This window comes from Amycolatopsis ruanii, from assembly GCF_003385175.1.
GTDB lineage: Bacteria > Actinomycetota > Actinomycetes > Mycobacteriales > Pseudonocardiaceae > Amycolatopsis_E > Amycolatopsis_E thermalba.
The window spans coordinates 124,127-138,198 of the sequence record NZ_PQHY01000003.1 but is presented as its reverse complement, the minus strand read 5'-3'; the positions used below and the strand labels follow the sequence as shown (position 1 = coordinate 138,198).

15 protein-coding genes are annotated in these 14,072 nt (G+C 72.8%); 6 read left to right on the top strand and 9 right to left on the bottom strand.

Annotated elements, in window-relative coordinates:
• Window positions 1-105: 105 nt before the first annotated feature.
• Both D0D28_RS02655 and D0D28_RS02650 read left to right on the top strand, forming a co-directional pair.
• Window positions 106-1,098 carry an LLM class flavin-dependent oxidoreductase gene (locus D0D28_RS02655; RefSeq protein WP_116109583.1) on the top strand — a complete coding sequence of 331 codons (993 nt, stop codon included), beginning with the start codon at window positions 106-108 and terminating at the stop codon, window positions 1,096-1,098.
• A 132-nt stretch (window positions 1,099-1,230) separates the two neighbouring features.
• Window positions 1,231-1,986, top strand: coding sequence for a GAF and ANTAR domain-containing protein (locus tag D0D28_RS02650; protein ID WP_094005160.1), 756 nt, complete (start codon window positions 1,231-1,233; stop codon window positions 1,984-1,986).
• Between the two features lie 4 nt (window positions 1,987-1,990).
• Here the strand turns inward: D0D28_RS02650 and D0D28_RS02645 are convergent, their stop codons facing one another.
• The gene (locus D0D28_RS02645; protein ID WP_094005159.1) at window positions 1,991-2,335 is read right to left on the bottom strand and encodes an STAS domain-containing protein; all 345 of its coding nucleotides are present in this window, start codon (window positions 2,333-2,335) and stop codon (window positions 1,991-1,993) included.
• A 183-nt stretch (window positions 2,336-2,518) separates the two neighbouring features.
• On the opposite strand from D0D28_RS02645, the gene D0D28_RS02640 reads away from it, so the two are divergent.
• Window positions 2,519-3,259 carry a GAF and ANTAR domain-containing protein gene (locus D0D28_RS02640; RefSeq protein WP_116109582.1) on the top strand — a complete coding sequence of 247 codons (741 nt, stop codon included), beginning with the start codon at window positions 2,519-2,521 and terminating at the stop codon, window positions 3,257-3,259.
• A 55-nt stretch (window positions 3,260-3,314) separates the two neighbouring features.
• On the opposite strand, the gene D0D28_RS02635 is transcribed toward D0D28_RS02640, so the two are convergent.
• The 8 genes from D0D28_RS02635 to D0D28_RS02600 form a co-directional block, all read right to left on the bottom strand.
• On the bottom strand, window positions 3,315-4,112 hold the full coding sequence (locus D0D28_RS02635; RefSeq protein ID WP_116109581.1) for an ABC transporter permease: 798 nt from the start codon (window positions 4,110-4,112) through the stop codon (window positions 3,315-3,317).
• Complete coding sequence (locus D0D28_RS02630; protein WP_430732341.1) at window positions 4,090-4,869, bottom strand: 2-aminoethylphosphonate ABC transporter permease subunit; 780 nt, start codon at window positions 4,867-4,869, stop codon at window positions 4,090-4,092. Before D0D28_RS02630 ends, D0D28_RS02635 begins: the two co-directional genes overlap by 23 nt.
• An 11-nt stretch (window positions 4,870-4,880) precedes the next feature.
• The gene (locus D0D28_RS36505) at window positions 4,881-5,951 is read right to left on the bottom strand and encodes an ABC transporter ATP-binding protein (protein WP_240323061.1); all 1,071 of its coding nucleotides are present in this window, start codon (window positions 5,949-5,951) and stop codon (window positions 4,881-4,883) included.
• Entirely contained in the window at window positions 5,948-6,916 is a 969-nt protein-coding gene (locus tag D0D28_RS02620) for a 2-aminoethylphosphonate ABC transporter substrate-binding protein (protein WP_116109579.1), read from the bottom strand. The genes D0D28_RS36505 and D0D28_RS02620 overlap by 4 nt, the downstream gene beginning before the upstream one ends.
• The gene (locus D0D28_RS02615; RefSeq protein ID WP_094005154.1) at window positions 6,901-7,584 is read right to left on the bottom strand and encodes a phosphonatase-like hydrolase; all 684 of its coding nucleotides are present in this window, start codon (window positions 7,582-7,584) and stop codon (window positions 6,901-6,903) included. Before D0D28_RS02615 ends, D0D28_RS02620 begins: the two co-directional genes overlap by 16 nt.
• A complete protein-coding gene (locus D0D28_RS02610; RefSeq protein WP_116109578.1) occupies window positions 7,581-8,684 on the bottom strand; it encodes a TIGR03364 family FAD-dependent oxidoreductase in 1,104 nt (367 codons plus the stop codon). The genes D0D28_RS02615 and D0D28_RS02610 overlap by 4 nt, the downstream gene beginning before the upstream one ends.
• 91 nt (window positions 8,685-8,775) lie before the next feature.
• Entirely contained in the window at window positions 8,776-9,540 is a 765-nt protein-coding gene (locus tag D0D28_RS02605) for a GntR family transcriptional regulator (protein ID WP_094005152.1), read from the bottom strand.
• A gap of 120 nt (window positions 9,541-9,660) precedes the next feature.
• Window positions 9,661-10,800: an endonuclease/exonuclease/phosphatase family protein gene (locus D0D28_RS02600; protein ID WP_240323060.1), complete on the bottom strand. Its 1,140-nt coding sequence runs from the start codon at window positions 10,798-10,800 to the stop codon at window positions 9,661-9,663.
• Between the two features lie 444 nt (window positions 10,801-11,244).
• Between D0D28_RS02600 and D0D28_RS02595 the strand changes: the two genes are divergently transcribed.
• From D0D28_RS02595 to D0D28_RS02585, 3 genes are read left to right on the top strand one after another with little or no spacing between them, the layout of a single operon-like run.
• Window positions 11,245-12,270 (top strand): LacI family DNA-binding transcriptional regulator, encoded by a 1,026-nt coding sequence (locus D0D28_RS02595; protein WP_094005150.1) that lies wholly within the window; start codon window positions 11,245-11,247, stop codon window positions 12,268-12,270.
• The gene (locus tag D0D28_RS02590; protein WP_094005149.1) at window positions 12,267-13,223 is read left to right on the top strand and encodes a carbohydrate ABC transporter permease; all 957 of its coding nucleotides are present in this window, start codon (window positions 12,267-12,269) and stop codon (window positions 13,221-13,223) included. The genes D0D28_RS02595 and D0D28_RS02590 overlap by 4 nt, the downstream gene beginning before the upstream one ends.
• A 4-nt stretch (window positions 13,224-13,227) precedes the next feature.
• Window positions 13,228-14,055 (top strand): carbohydrate ABC transporter permease, encoded by an 828-nt coding sequence (locus tag D0D28_RS02585; RefSeq protein ID WP_094005148.1) that lies wholly within the window; start codon window positions 13,228-13,230, stop codon window positions 14,053-14,055.
• Window positions 14,056-14,072: the final 17 nt, after the last annotated feature.

Sequence of the window (14,072 nt, the reverse complement as noted above, 5' to 3'; positions counted from 1 at the left end):
TTTCCTGCTGGCCACGCGGCAGGGCCAGTGGACGTACTACCGGCGCGACGAGGACCGCATCCGCGCCTTCACCGCGACCTGTGACCCGGAAAAGGTGAGCCCGTCATGTCCCCAGTCCTGTCCGTCCTGGACCTCGCGCCGATCGCGCCCGGCCAGACCGCGCGCGAGAGCTTCGCGGCCAGCGTGGCGCTGGCCCAGGCGGCCGAGCGCAGCGGCTACCGGCGGGTCTGGGACGCCGAGCACCACAACATGGCGTCCATCGCCTCCAGCGCGACCAGCGTGCTGATCGGGCACGTCGCCGAGCACACCTCGACGATCCGCCTCGGCGCGGGCGGCATCATGCTGCCCAACCACTCGCCGCTGGTGATCGCCGAGCAGTTCGGCACCCTGGGGACGCTGTTCCCCGACCGCATCGACCTCGGGCTCGGCCGCGCGCCGGGCAGCGACCAGCAGACGATGGTGGCGCTGCGGCGCGATCCGATGTCGGCCGATTCGTTCCCGCAGGACGTGCTGGAGCTGCAGGCCTACCTGAGCGGCAAGGCCGTGCAGGGCGTGCGGTCGGTGCCGCGGCCCGAGGGCGTCGTGCCGCTCTACATCCTGGGCTCGTCGCTGTTCGGGGCGCAGCTGGCCGCACAACTCGGGTTGCCGTACGCGTTCGCGTCGCACTTCGCGCCGGACTCGCTGCACCAGGCCGTCGCGCTGTACCGCGAGCGGTTCCAGCCGTCGGAGCAGCTGGCCGAGCCGTACGTGATCGCCGGGGCGAACGTGTTCGCGGCGGAGGACCACGACGAGGCCGAGGCCCAGCGGACGGTGGCCTACCGGGCGCGCACCCGCGCGATGCTGTCGCAGGGCCGCGCGGGCGCCAACTTCACCGACGCCGAGATCGACGCGTTCCTGGCCTCGCCGCGCGGCCGCGGCCTGGCGGGGATGACGCGCTACACCGCGGTCGGCACCCCGGCCGAGGTGCGGGCCTACCTGGCGGACTTCGCAACCGACGCCCAGGCCGACGAGCTGATCCTGGCGCACCACGCGCACGACGTCGCGGACCGGGTCCGCTCGATCGAACTGACGGCGAACGCCATGACCGCGGTCGCCTAGCGGCCCGCCCCTCCGGCCGCCGGGTAATATCGGCCGGGTTGTTGAGCAGACAGCGACCGGGTGCGGGCCCGGTGCTGTCATCACTGGTCGCTCGCCCCGTATCCGCAGGTGGTAGGGAAGGACGCGACCAGGATGAGCGACGGTGCGGCAGGCCAGCTCGAGCACCTCGACGAGGTGACCCGTGCTCTCGAGGAACTGGCCGGCACGGTCGGGAACACGGACGACTTCGACGCGCTGCTGCGTGTGGTCTGCGAGCAGGTCGTCCGTGTGGTGCCCGGGGCCGACATGGCTTCGATCACGGTGCTCGACGGGTCCGGCGCGCGGTCGGTCGCCGCGACCGACGACCGCGCCGCGCGGATCGACGAGGCCCAGTACGCCGAGGACGACGGCCCGTGCCTGCGCGCGGCGCGAACCGGCCAGGTGGTCCGGGTCGAGGTGAGCACGGCGCGGCAGTTGTGGCCGCGCTTCTCCGCGGTCGCCGCCGGGGACGGGGTGGCGAGCTACCTGGCTTCGCCGCTGCAGGTGCGCGACGAGGCGATGGGCGCGATCAACCTGTTCGGGTTCGGCGAGCACGGGTTCCGCGACGTCGACCAGAAGTACCTGGAGCTGTACGCGACGGTGGTCGACACGGTGCTGCGCCTGTCCCGGCGCGCGCTGCGCACCCAGGAGCAGGTGCGGCAGCTGCGCACGGCCATGCGCACGCGCGGGGTCATCGAGCAGGCCAAGGGCATCCTGATGGCGGCCAGGCGGATCAGCGCCGACGACGCCTTCCAGCTCCTGGTGGGTCAGTCGCAGCGGGAGAACGTCAAGCTGCACACCATTTCGGCGCGGTTCGTCGCCGAGCACTCCGGCCACGAGGTGGACCCGGACGACAGCCTGCCGAACTGAGCGCTCAGGCCGTCGGGGGAACCGCGCCGGTGATGGTGAAGACCCGGTCCAGGCCGGTCAGTTCCAGCGGCCGCAGCACCCCGCGGTTCGTGGCGACCAGGGTCAGGTCCTGCCCGGCGGCCGCGCACTCGCGGGACACCTCGACCAGCAGCGCGAGCCCGCCCGAGTCGAGGAAGCCGACCTGCTGGAGGTCGAGCACCACGGCGCGCGGCGGGGGCACCGGCGCGCCCGCCCGGGCCGCGTCCAGACCATCACGCAGATGGATGACGGTGCCGGCGTCGATTTCACCCGTCACGGTCACGACGAGGGCGTCCGGGCGGTAGGCCCACTCCACTTTCAGGTTCGTCACGGGACCTCCTGGCAAGCTCGTCGGCTCGCGAAGAACAGGGCGGGACGCGGACGACGCGCACCGCGGGCGGGACATGGCGAGCCACAGCTGCTTGTATAACCGTGACCTGGCCGACCTTACCCCATCGCCCGGCTAGGCTTGCCCGGCGCGGGCGGTGGGCCGCGCGGAGGAGACGAGGTTGTCATGAGCGAAACGGTCCTGTCCGCGCCCGAGGTGCTCTCGATCGCGCAGGAGCTGGCCGAGATCGGCAGGCTCGTCGATGACGACGACGTGAGCGCGACCCTGTCCCGCTACGTCGCCCGGGCCGTCGCGCTGCTGCCCGGCTGTGACCGCGCGACCATCACGGCGCGCACCGACGTGGGCACCGCCGAGGTGCTGGCGGCCGCCGGGAAGCCGTTGCCGGAGCCGCCGACCGACGGGTCCGGGCCGGACCCGGTCACCGAGGCGCTGACCTACCGCGAGCCCCGGCGCCTGGACGACACGGCGACCGACCGGCGCTGGCCCGCCTACGGCGCGCACCTGCGGCGGCACGGGTTCGGCAGCGCGCTGACGCTGCCGCTGCCCGGCACGGAGTCCGGGGCCGCGTTCAGCGTGCTGTCCACCGAGCCCGGCCGCTTCGGCGATGGCTCGCACGACCTCGCGCTGCTGTTCACCCTGCACGCGGGGGTGGCGTTCGACAACAGCGCGCTCTACCACGACAACATCCGCCTGCTGGGGCACGTGCAGACCGCCCTGCGCACCCGGACGGTGATCGCGCAGGCCCAGGGCCTCCTGATGCGCCACGACGACCAGTCCGCGGACGAGGCGCTGGCCGCGTTGAAGCGGATGTCGCAGCAGCGGAACGTGAAGTTGCGCGACGTGGCGGCCGCCCTCGTGGCGGCTCACCACGCCGGCCGGCTGGCCGACGTGCTGCACGCGCGCTGACGGCCCGCCGGCCTCCCTCCTCGTCCCAACACCTTGCGGGAGCCGGCGCCGCGGATCACCGCTCCGCGGCGCGCCCGCGGGCCAGGCCGGTCAGCAGAGCCCCGGCCAGCGTCGTGCCCAGCAGGACCACCGTGCCCGCCGCGGCCAGGAACACGTGCCCGCGGTCGGCGAGCGCGAAGATCCGCGTCGGCAGCGTCTGCCAGTCCGGTGGGTACAGCATCATCGTCGCGCCCAGCTCGCCCAGTGACATCGCCAGCGCCAGGCTCGCCGAGGCCACCATCGACGGCAGCAGCAACGGCAGGCGCACCCGCAGCAGGACCCGGACCGGGCCGGCGCCGAGGCTCTCCGCCACCAGCGCGAGCTGCGGATCCGCCCGGCGGCACGCGGCCGACACCGTGCTGTAGGTGAACGGCAGCACGATCAGCAGGTGCCCGAGCAGCACGATCCACCGCGTCCCGTTGAGCAGCACCGGCGGCCGGCTGAACGCGACCAGCAGCGCCAGCCCGAGCACCACCGACGGCACCGCGATCGGCAGGTGGAACAGCGTGTCGGCCAGCCGCCGCAGCCGGGGCGGCGCGGACGCGGCGGCCAGCGCGGCCCACGTGCCCAGCAGCACCGACCCGGCGGAGGCGATCAGCCCGGTCTGCACGCTCACCGACAGGCTCGCCAGGTTCTCCCCGGACAGCGCCTCGCCGAGGTGCGCCGCGGTGAACGCGCCCGGCAGTACCCCGGTCCACGAGCCCGCGACCGCCGCGAGCACGATCATCACCAGCGGCGCCGCCACCACGACGGTGAACAGCACCGCGAACACCACGCGCACGGCGATCCGGCTACCCCGCGTCCACAGCAGCACGGCGGTCTCCCTTCGACAGCGCCCACCGGTGAGCGCGGTAGAGCAGCAGCGAGAACACCACGTTCACCACCGCCACGACACACGCCGCCGGGTAGTCGAACGTCACGATCCCCTTGGTGTAGACGAGAACGGGCAGCGTGGTCACGTCCTTGGCGCCGATGAACAGCACGATGCCGAACTCGTTCATCGCCAGCAGCATCGTCAGGCACGCGCCGGACGCGAGCCCGGGCAGCGCCCCGGACAGCAAGACCTGCCGCAGCACCCGCCACGGGCCGGCGCCCAGGCTCGCCGCCACGTTCAGCTGCGCCGCCGGGATCTGCCCGAACGCCGCGAGCGCCGGCCGCAGCACGAACGGCGTGTAGAACGTGATCTCGGCCAGCAGCACGCCCCACGGCGAGTACAGGAACCCGGCGCCGGGGAAGATCCCCGCGCTGCCGTAGAGGAACGTCAGCGACAACGCGATGAGGAACGACGGGAACGCCAGCATGGTGTCGGCGAGCCGGGACAGCGCCCGGGCGCCCGGGAACGGCACGAACGCGATCACCAGCGCCAGGAACGTGCCCAGCAGCACGCAGCCGGCCGTGGTGCCCAGCGCGATCGCCACCGTCCGCCACGCGGCGCGGAGGAACTCGGCCGACCCGAGCACCTCCAGCCACACCGCGAACCCGGCACCGCCGTCCTCGGCGGTCAGCGACTGGCGGACCACCAGGGCCAGCGGATAACCGAAGAACGCCACCACCACGAGCAGCGGCGGCACCAGCCAGGCCGCTACCCGAGCGGGACGACCGGGCAACCGTCCGGAATGGACACCCCGACCCGCTGCCCGACGCCGGGCAGCCCGTCCACCGTCGCGACCTCCGCGCGGACCGGACAGGACCCCGACGTCAGCTCCAGGTCGAGATCGAGCCGGAAGCCACTGCCACGCCATTGCACACCCTTCAAGGTCGCGGGGAACAGTTCGCGGCCCGGCGCGTGCACGCCGAGCCGGTGCGGCCGCACCCCGAGCGCGACCGCACCGCCGGGGACACCGGTGACCGGTCCGGCGGGCAGCTCGCGCCCGCCGAGCCGCACGGTGACCAGGTCGTCGCCGTCGTGGCGCACGAGTTCGACCGGGATCAGGTTGGCCGCGCCGAGGAAGCTCGCGGTGAACTCGCGCGACGGCCGGTGGTAGAGCCGGCCCGACGGCCCGGCCTCGACCAGCTTCGCGTCCCGCATCACGGCGATCCGGTCGGCCAGCGCGAGCGCCTCACCCTGGTCGTGCGTGACGTGGATCAGCGTGGTGTCCGGCTGCTGCGCCCGCAGCCGCAGCAGCTCGGCGACCATGTCCTCGCGCAGCGCCGCGTCGAGCGCGGACAGCGGCTCGTCCAGCAGCAGCACCGGCGGCCGGATCGCGAGCGCGCGGGCGATCGCCACCCGCTGCTGCTGGCCGCCGGACAGCTCCCGCGGGTAGCGCCGGGCGTAACCGGCCATGCCGACCAGCTCCAGCGTCTCCCGCACCCGCTCGCGGACCTCGGCGCGGGGCAGGCGCCGCGCCCGCAGTCCGAACGCGACGTTGTCGGCCACCCGCAGGTGCGGGAACAGGGCGTAGTTCTGCACCACGACACCGAGGCCGCGGCGCGACGGGGGCAGATCGGTGATGTCCGCGCCGTCGAGCAGCACCCGGCCCGCGCTCGGCCGGACGAACCCGGCGATCGCCTTCAGCGCGGTGGACTTGCCCGAGCCGGACGGGCCCAGCAACGCCAGCGTCTCGCCCCGCCCGACCGTCAGGTCCACTTCGGACAGCGCGCAGGTGCGTCCGTAGTGGACGGACACCCCGCGCAGCTCGATCGCCGGTGTCACCGCCCGACGGCCTTCCGGTAGGCGTCCAGGTCGGCGTCCAGGCCGGCCAGCACCGCGTTCCAGTCCGGCTGCCAGATCTCCACGCCCTGCAGCACCGCCTTGATCCGGTCGGCCTTGGGCCCGCTCACCCCGCCAGCCGCCCGGCCGGGCAGCCCGTAGGCGTCCACGGCGGTCGCCTGCACCTGGGGCGAGAACAGGAAGTCCACCAGCTTGCGCGCGTTGTCCGGGTGCGGCCCGCCCGCGACCTGGCCGGCGTAGTAGGGCAGCGCGAACGTGGACCGGGTGCCGGTCGCGTCGGCCGGGAAGAACACCTCGAACCCGCCGCTCGCCTCGATCTCGGCGAGGTTCATCTGCACGTCGCCGTTGGCCACCAGCAGCTCGCCCTTGGCGACCTTGGGCTGCAGCTTCCCGGTCGACGACGACGGGCCGACGTTGTTGGCCTGCAACCTCGCCAGGTAGTCCAGCGCGCCCTGCTTGCCGAAGACGTGCTGCAGCTGGAGCAGCACCGCGGTGCCGTCGCCCGCCTCGCCGGGGGTGGAGTACTGCAGCTTGCCCCGGTACTTCGGGTCGAGCAGGTCGTCCCAGGTCCGCGGCGCCGGCTGCCCCGTGGTGGCGATGAAGCACAGGTAGTTGTTGATCATCGGCGCGTAGCCGGAGCCGGTCAGCAGGTTCTGCGACGCGGCCCGCTGGATGAACGGCGGCAGCGTCACCAGGACGTCGGCCTGCGGGTTGGCCCGCTCCTTCTCCACGCGCGAGGTGACCTCGCCGGAGCCGGCGGTGACGACCTGGACGGTGATGCCCGTCCGGGCCGTGAACTCGCCGAACCGCTGGGCGTACCAGTCCTCCAGGCCGTCGGCGGTGTAGAGGGTGACGACGTCGGTGCCGTTGCCGCCCGCCGTGCCGCCACAGGCGGACAGCACGGCCATCAGCACGGCGGCGAGCGCGACGCTCAGTTTCCTTCGCACGGGAGCACTCCTAACGCGGTGGGGAGATCGGAGACGGAGTCCAGGACGTGGGTGGCGCCGGCCGCGCGCAGGTCGGCGGCGGTCCCGGCACCGGTCAGCACCCCGGCGGCCACCGGCGCGCCGGAGCGCAGCGCGGTGCGGATGTCGGACGGGGTGTCGCCCGCGACGGCCACCGCGCGCATGTCGGTGACCTCCAGGCGCAGTGCGGCGGTCAGCACGAGATCGGGGAACGGGCGGCCACGCACGCCGGGGCCCGGGGCGAGCGCGAGGTCGGCGAGGTCCTGCCAGCCCAGCGCGTCCAGGATCGCGTGCTGGGTGCCGGCGGCGAACCCGGTGGTGAGCGCGACCTTGACCCCGGCCGCCCGCAGCACGCGGATCGTGTCCGCCGCGCCGGGCAGCGGCACGCAGTGTCCGGTGTGGACGAGTCCTTCGTAGACGCGGCGGAACTCGTCGTTCGCCCGCTGGGCGAGGGTTTCCTCCCCGAGCAGGGCGCGGAACACGGTGATCTTCGACTGGCCCATGGTGCGCCGGACGTGGTCCAGCATCGGCGGGTGCCGGTCCGCGGGCACGCCGACGGCGGTGATCGCCGCGGTGAAGGCCCGCTCGACGAGCCCGTCGTCGGCGACCGTGGTGCCGGCCATGTCCAGCACGACCAGCTCGGGGGTCACAGCCCGGCCTCCTTCGCGGTGTCCTCGGCGATCGCGGGCGCGCACGTCATCCCGACGCCGCCCGGCCCGGTGACCAGCCAGGCGTTGTCGGCGACGCGGGCGCGGTGGACGACCACCGACGGGTCGGCGGACTGCGCGTAGACACCTGCCCAGCGGCGCACGATCCGGGGGAGCGGCCTGCCCAGCAACGCCCCGGCGACCGCGCTCAGGTGGTCGTAGGGCGCCTCCTCGACGTCGAACGGGAACGGCTCGTCGTAGCCGTGCGTGTCGCCGATGGTGAGCCCGCCGTCGCGGCGCTGCACCATGAGCAGCTGCATCGCGTGCGCCGCGGCGACCTCGTTCTGCGGCTGCTCGCGGTTGAGGGCGGTGAGCGCGTCGCCGCGGTAGGCCGGGTAGTAGCGGAAGCTGTCCCCGTCGGCAACCGACGTGGTGAGCGGCTCACCCAGCGGTTCGGTCTGCGCCATCTGCAACCGCACGCGGCGCACGGGCAGATCCGCGGCCAGCTCGCGGACCAGGCCACCGAGCCGGGCGCCGGTGCACAGCAGGACCAGGTCGCCGTCGTGCCGGTCGCCGTGGTCGTCGAGCACGCCGAGCCGGGTCAGCGCGCGGACCTCGCGGCCGGGCAGCCAGGTGTAGCGGCCGCTGGTCGCGAGCGCGGCGCGCAGCGCGGGCTGTGCCGTGCGCGGTTCGACCGCCGCGTCCTGCGGGCACCACAACGCGCCCAGGAAGTCGCCGCGCAGCGCGGGGTTCAGCGCTCGCGTCTCCGTCGCGTCGAGCAGTTTGAACTCGCGGTCGGCCGGCGCCGCGGCGGCGACGGCGTACTCGGCCTCGGTCCGCAGCACGGTGAGGGAGCCGTTCGCACGGAACCCGAGCCCGGGTGTCCGCGCGCCGACCTCCTCCCACAGCCGGCGCGCCCGCAGCGCCGTCTCCAGCTCCATCCCCGGGGCGCGGCCGCTGACCCACACCAGCCCGAAGTTGCGCACGGACGCGCCCCGCGCCTCGCGTTCCCGTTCGATCTGGACCACGTCGTGGCCGCGCCGGACGGCCTGCCAGGCGTGCAGGGTGCCGAGCACCCCGCCACCCACGATGAGAATTCGCACGACGCAACCTTCGCCGCCGGTCGTGAACGGTCCGTGGCTTCGGAGCCAACGCGCGATGAAGATTGGACTGGATGAGTTATCGTTTCGTGATCTAGCTGTCCGGGCCCAGGCGGGTGACGAAGCTGAGCCGGTCACCGCGGAACAGCGACCGCACCCGCTCGAACGGCGTGCCGTCCGGTTCCCAGGACACGCGGTGCAGCAACAGCATCGGCAGGCCGGGCGGGGTGCCGACCAGCAGCGCCTCCCGCGGGGTGGCGAGCACGGTCTCCACGCGTTCCTCCGCGCCGGCGAAGACGACGCCGAGTTCGTCCCGCAGGCACGCGTACAGCGAGCCGGCCGGCTCGAAGACGTCCAGCAGGTCCGGGAAGCGGGCCGAGACCAGGAACGTGGACTCCAGGCCGACGCGTTCCCCGTCGGCGAGCAGCACCCGTTCCAGGTGGACGACCTCCGCGCCCGGCTCGATGTGCAGCTCGCGGGCCAGGTTCTCGTCCGCGGGCAGGTGTTCCAGCGTGATCAGCGCGCGGCCGGGGTCGACGCCCTGCTGTCGCAGGCCTTCGGTGTAGCTGACCAGGGCGAGGCGTTGCACCAGCTTGGGGCCCGCGACGAAGGTGCCGCTGCCCTGGCGGCGGCGCAACCTGCCGTCCAGCACCAGATCGGCGACGGCCTGCCGCACGCTGGCGCGCGAGACGTCGTACCGTTCGGACAGTTCGCGCTCGGTGGGGAGCGCGGCGCCTTCGCCCAGCTCGGCGATCAGCTCGAGCAGCCGGACCTTGAGCGCGTAGTACCGCGGGACGCGGCCGTGCTCCGGGATGCCCGCACGCACGGGCCGATCGGCGGACGCGGGCTCACCTGACACGGAACGCGAGCATACGGCAGCGTTGTGGCGGGCACCCGTGCCGCGTGCTGCGGCATACCGAGAGGTGCGGCCTGGCCACCCGCCACGACAAGCTTGCCTTCGACCGAGGCGCGCTGGTGATCAGTGCCGCACCAGTAGCCGGCTCATCAGCGGCAGGTGGTCCGACGCCGCCGGGTTCCCGTCGAGCACCCGCGTCACCAGCGGCGACACCGAGCGCGACGCGTAGACGTAGTCGATCCGCCGGTCCGGCGCCTCCGCCGGGTAGGTCGCCCCGCCGCCCTTGCCGGACACCGGCCAGGCGTCGGTGAAAGCCGCGTTCAGCGTGGCGATCTCCGGGGCCTCCGGGAGCGCGTTCAGATCACCCACGAGCACCGCCGGGGCGGTGTCGCCGATCAGGTCCGCGATCTGCCGCGTCTGCTCCAGGCGGTCGGTCTGCGCGCTGGCCGCCAGGTGCGTGTCGTACACGTGCACCGTCACCCCGCGCACGTCCACCACCGCGTGCAGCAGCCCGCGCTGCTCCTGGCCCGGCGAACGGAACAGGTACGTGTTCTCCCACGCGGTGATCGGGTAGCGGGACAGGATCGCGGTGCCGTACTGGATCCGCGGGCTGCCCGCGGCCGGCGGATCGCGGTCGATGTTCGCGCCGAAGACCACGTGGTAGCCGAGCATCCGGGCCAGCTCGCTCGCCTGGTCGGCCCAGTCGCTGCGCGCCGAGTAGTGCCGGTCCACCTCCTGCAGCCCGACCACGTCGGCGCCGCTGTCCCGGATCACCCCGGCCACGCGCGCGAGGTCGAGCACGTCGTCGGTGCCCTGCGCGTGGTGGATGTTGAAACTCAGCACGGACAGCACCCGCTGCCGCGGCTCGCTCGCGTTCGCGGGCAGCGCCGCCGCCAGGACTGCCGTCAGCATCAGCACGATCGTCACGATTCTGCGCACCCGGCGATCTTCGACCGGGCACATGAGGACGCGGTGAACGAGCGGCGAACGTTTCAGCGCTGGCCGGCGTCGGGTGCCGTAGGACTTCCCGAACCGAGCCACCCCGCCGTCCAGCCGGCCGACCTGGTCCTGGCTGTCGCGTTCCCGTCCGAAGTGGACCCGGCCGGGGTCGGTGGTGATCGGGACGACGCTGCGGCTCACCGAAACCCGCGGCTCGCGGAGGTGGCCGTGCCGCGCCCACTCCGCGCGGAAGATCGCGGTCTGCTCGGCCTGCAGCTCGTCGAACGGCACCCCGGTGTCCTCGGTGAGCAGCGTCGAACTCATCAGGTTCAGTCCCTGCCCGGCGGCCAGTTCGCGGGAGGTTCCTGCCGCGGCACGGAACTCCCGCGGCTGAGTACGACTCGCGCGCGTGAACGTGGAACTCGCGCGCGCGAGCGGGGGACTCGCGGCGCAGAGCGGGGGACTCGCGGCGCAGAGCGTGGGACTCGCGGCGCCGAACGTGGGACTCGCGGCGCCGAACGTGGGACTCGCGCCACCGAGCGGGGGACTCGCGCCACGGAGCGGGGGACTCGCGGCGCCGAGTGTGGGACTCGCGTCCCCACCCATCTCCGCCCGGTCCGGCCAGGGCTGATGCAGCCTCCGAAACCCCGGTGTTGACACCTCGCCAAGCGGGTGTCACTATTCCCGGCAGCCCCTTGGAATCGTTTCCACCACGGAGCGTAACGAACTGGAAACGTTTCCAAGGCAACGGACGACGACGGAGCGACAATGACGTCTACACGGGCCACGCTGCTGCAGGTGGCCGAACGAGCCGGGGTGTCCCTGGCCTCGACCTCCCGTGCCCTGCACGGCACCGGCGCGAGCCCGGCCATGATCGAGCGCGTCCGGGCCGCCGCGGAGGAGCTGGGCTACAGCCCGGACGCCATCGGCCGGTCGCTGCGGATGAAGAAGACCTTCCAGATCGCCTTCGCGGTCGCCGACATCGGCAACCCGGTCTACGTCGAGATGATGCGGGCCATCCACGAGGTCCTCGCCCCGCACGGGTACCGCGTCGTGGTCATGACCACCGGCGACACCTCCACCTCGACCACCGACCTGGTCCGCAGCCTGAACAGCGGCTTCGTCGACGGCATGGTCATCAGCCCGCTGCGCACCGACGACCGCCTGATCGAGGCGATCCAGCAGGCCGCCGTCCCGGTCGTGGTCATCGGCCGCGCCCTGGACGCCCACGGCATCAGCTCGGTCTCCACCGACTCCGCGGGCGGCATCGGCCAGGCGGTCCGCCACCTGCAGGACCTGGGCCGCCGCCGGATCGGCTTCCTCAACGGCCCCCTCGACACCACCCCCGGCCAAGCCCGCCAGCGCGGCTTCCAGGAAGCCATCCGGGCCGACAGCCCCACCGAGATCGCCGAGGACTTCACCGTCGCCGCCGGCCTCACCGCCGCGCGCCGCCTCCTCACGAACGCCCCGGAACGCCTCGACGCCATCGTCGCGGCCAACGACCTGCTCGCCATCGGCGCCATCCACGCCATCCGCGAACTCGGGCTGTCCGTTCCCGGCGACATCGCGGTGACCGGCATGGACGACACCGAGATCGGCCGCGTCTTCCACCCGACCCTGACCAGCGTCTCGCTCGGCAGCACCGAGCGCGGCCGCGCCGCCGCGCAGCTCATGCTCCGCCTCGCCGACGACGACGGCCAGGACGCGCAGCAGGTCACGGTCGGCCCGGAGCTGATCGTGCGTGGTTCCACCGTTCCCGCCGCCGGCGGGCTCACCGAGGGAGGCCGGCGATGACCCTGGCCGCGGACACCCGCGCCCCCGCACCAGCCCCGGCGCCCCGCAAGCGCGGCAAGGGCACGATGGCCCGCTCCCGCCGCCGCGAGGCGATCGCGCTGGTGATGCCGTCGCTGATCCCGATCCTCGTGCTCAGCGTCGCGCCCCTGGTGATGGGCCTGGCCCTGGCGTTCACCGACGCCCGCCTGGTGCGCGACCCGGACTACGACTTCACCGGCATCGACAACTTCACCAAGCTCGCCGGCAACGCGTTCTTCTGGGACAGCCTGCGCATCGGTCTCATTTGGACCGTCGGCGTCACCCTGCTGCAGCTGGCCGCGTCGATGGGCCTGGCGCTGCTGCTCAACTCCGGACTGAAACTGCAGGGCCTGACCCGCGTCCTCGCGCTCATCCCGTGGGCCATGCCGCCGGTCGTCGTCGCGATCATGTGGCAGATGATCTACTCGGCCAACGGCGGCCCGCTCAACGCCTTCCTCGGCAGCGTCGGCCTGCCCGCCGACACCAACTGGCTCGGCGACTTCTCCACCGCCCTGCCCGCGGTGATCGTCGTCGGCGTGTGGGTCGGCATGCCGCAGACCACCGTCACGCTGCTGGCCGGCCTGCAGCAGATCCCCCAGGACCTGCACGAGGCCGCGGCGGTGGACGGCGCGGGCGCGTGGCGGCGGTTCACCGCGGTCACCTGGCCCAGCCTGCGGCCGATCGTCACCTCGATCACGTCGCTGAACTTCATCTGGAACTTCAACTCGTTCTCGCTGGTCTACGTCCTCACCGAGGGCGGGCCGGGCGGAAAGACGATGGTGCCGGTGCTCTTCATCTACCTCGAGGCGTTCAAGAACCGCAACATCGGCTACGCGGCGGCGATGGGCCTGGTGCTCGTGATCATCGTCGTGCTGCTGCTGGCGATCTACCTGCGGTCGCAGTTCCGCGACGACCGCGCCGAGCGGGGGCGGTGACGAGATGCGCGTCCTGCTCCGTCCCGCCCAGTACCTGGCGCTGGCGGCCTACATCCTGTTCCTCGGCTTCCCGCTGCTGTGGCTGATCTCGGCGTCGGTGAAGTCCTCCGGCGAGCTCAACTCGCTCTCCGTGAGCCTGCTGCCGCAGCAGTGGCACTGGGACAACTACTCCGACGCCCTGGACCGCCAGGGCCTGGTGCACTCGGCGGGCAACAGCCTGGTCGTGGCGCTGGTGTCCACCGCGCTGGTGATCCTCATCGCGCTGCCGGCGTCCTACGTGCTGGCCCGGCTCAAGGGCAAGATCCGCGCCGCCGGCGTCGGCTGGATCCTGGTGTCCCAGGTGTTCCCGGTGGTGCTGGTGATCCTGCCGCTGTTCCTGATCCTGCGCACCATCGGGCTGGCCGACAGCCTGGCCGGGCTGACGCTCGTGCACACCACCTACACGCTGCCGTTCGCGTTGTGGATGCTGCAGGGCTACGTCGCCGCCATCCCGGTCGACCTGGAGGAGGCCGGCGCGATGGACGGCGCCGGCCGGTGGACCGTGCTGCGCCGGATCGTCTTCCCGCTGCTGATGCCCGGCATCGTCGCCACGGCGATGTTCAGCTTCGTCTCCTCCTGGAACGAGTTCTTCTTCGCGCTGGTGCTGTTGCAGTCGCCGGAGAACTACACCCTGCCGATCACGCTGAACATGTTCATCGGCGGTGAGGGCAAGGTGTCCCTCGGACCGCTCGCCGCGGGCGCCGTGCTCGCCGCGATCCCCAGCATCGTCTTCTTCACCATCCTGCGCCGGAGGCTCACCAGCGGGCTGATGGCGGGGGCGGTGAAGGGATGAACCCTGAGAAAACGAAA

Coding starts and splice junctions, on each gene's coding strand:
- D0D28_RS02655 (WP_116109583.1), top strand. CDS start 106: ATGTCCCCAGTCCTGTCCGTCCTGGACCTCGCGCCGATCGCGCCCGGC.
- D0D28_RS02650 (WP_094005160.1), top strand. CDS start 1,231: ATGAGCGACGGTGCGGCAGGCCAGCTCGAGCACCTCGACGAGGTGACC.
- D0D28_RS02640 (WP_116109582.1), top strand. CDS start 2,519: ATGAGCGAAACGGTCCTGTCCGCGCCCGAGGTGCTCTCGATCGCGCAG.
- D0D28_RS02600 (WP_240323060.1), bottom strand. CDS start 10,800: ATGAGTTCGACGCTGCTCACCGAGGACACCGGGGTGCCGTTCGACGAG.
- D0D28_RS02595 (WP_094005150.1), top strand. CDS start 11,245: ATGACGTCTACACGGGCCACGCTGCTGCAGGTGGCCGAACGAGCCGGG.
- D0D28_RS02590 (WP_094005149.1), top strand. CDS start 12,267: ATGACCCTGGCCGCGGACACCCGCGCCCCCGCACCAGCCCCGGCGCCC.
- D0D28_RS02585 (WP_094005148.1), top strand. CDS start 13,228: ATGCGCGTCCTGCTCCGTCCCGCCCAGTACCTGGCGCTGGCGGCCTAC.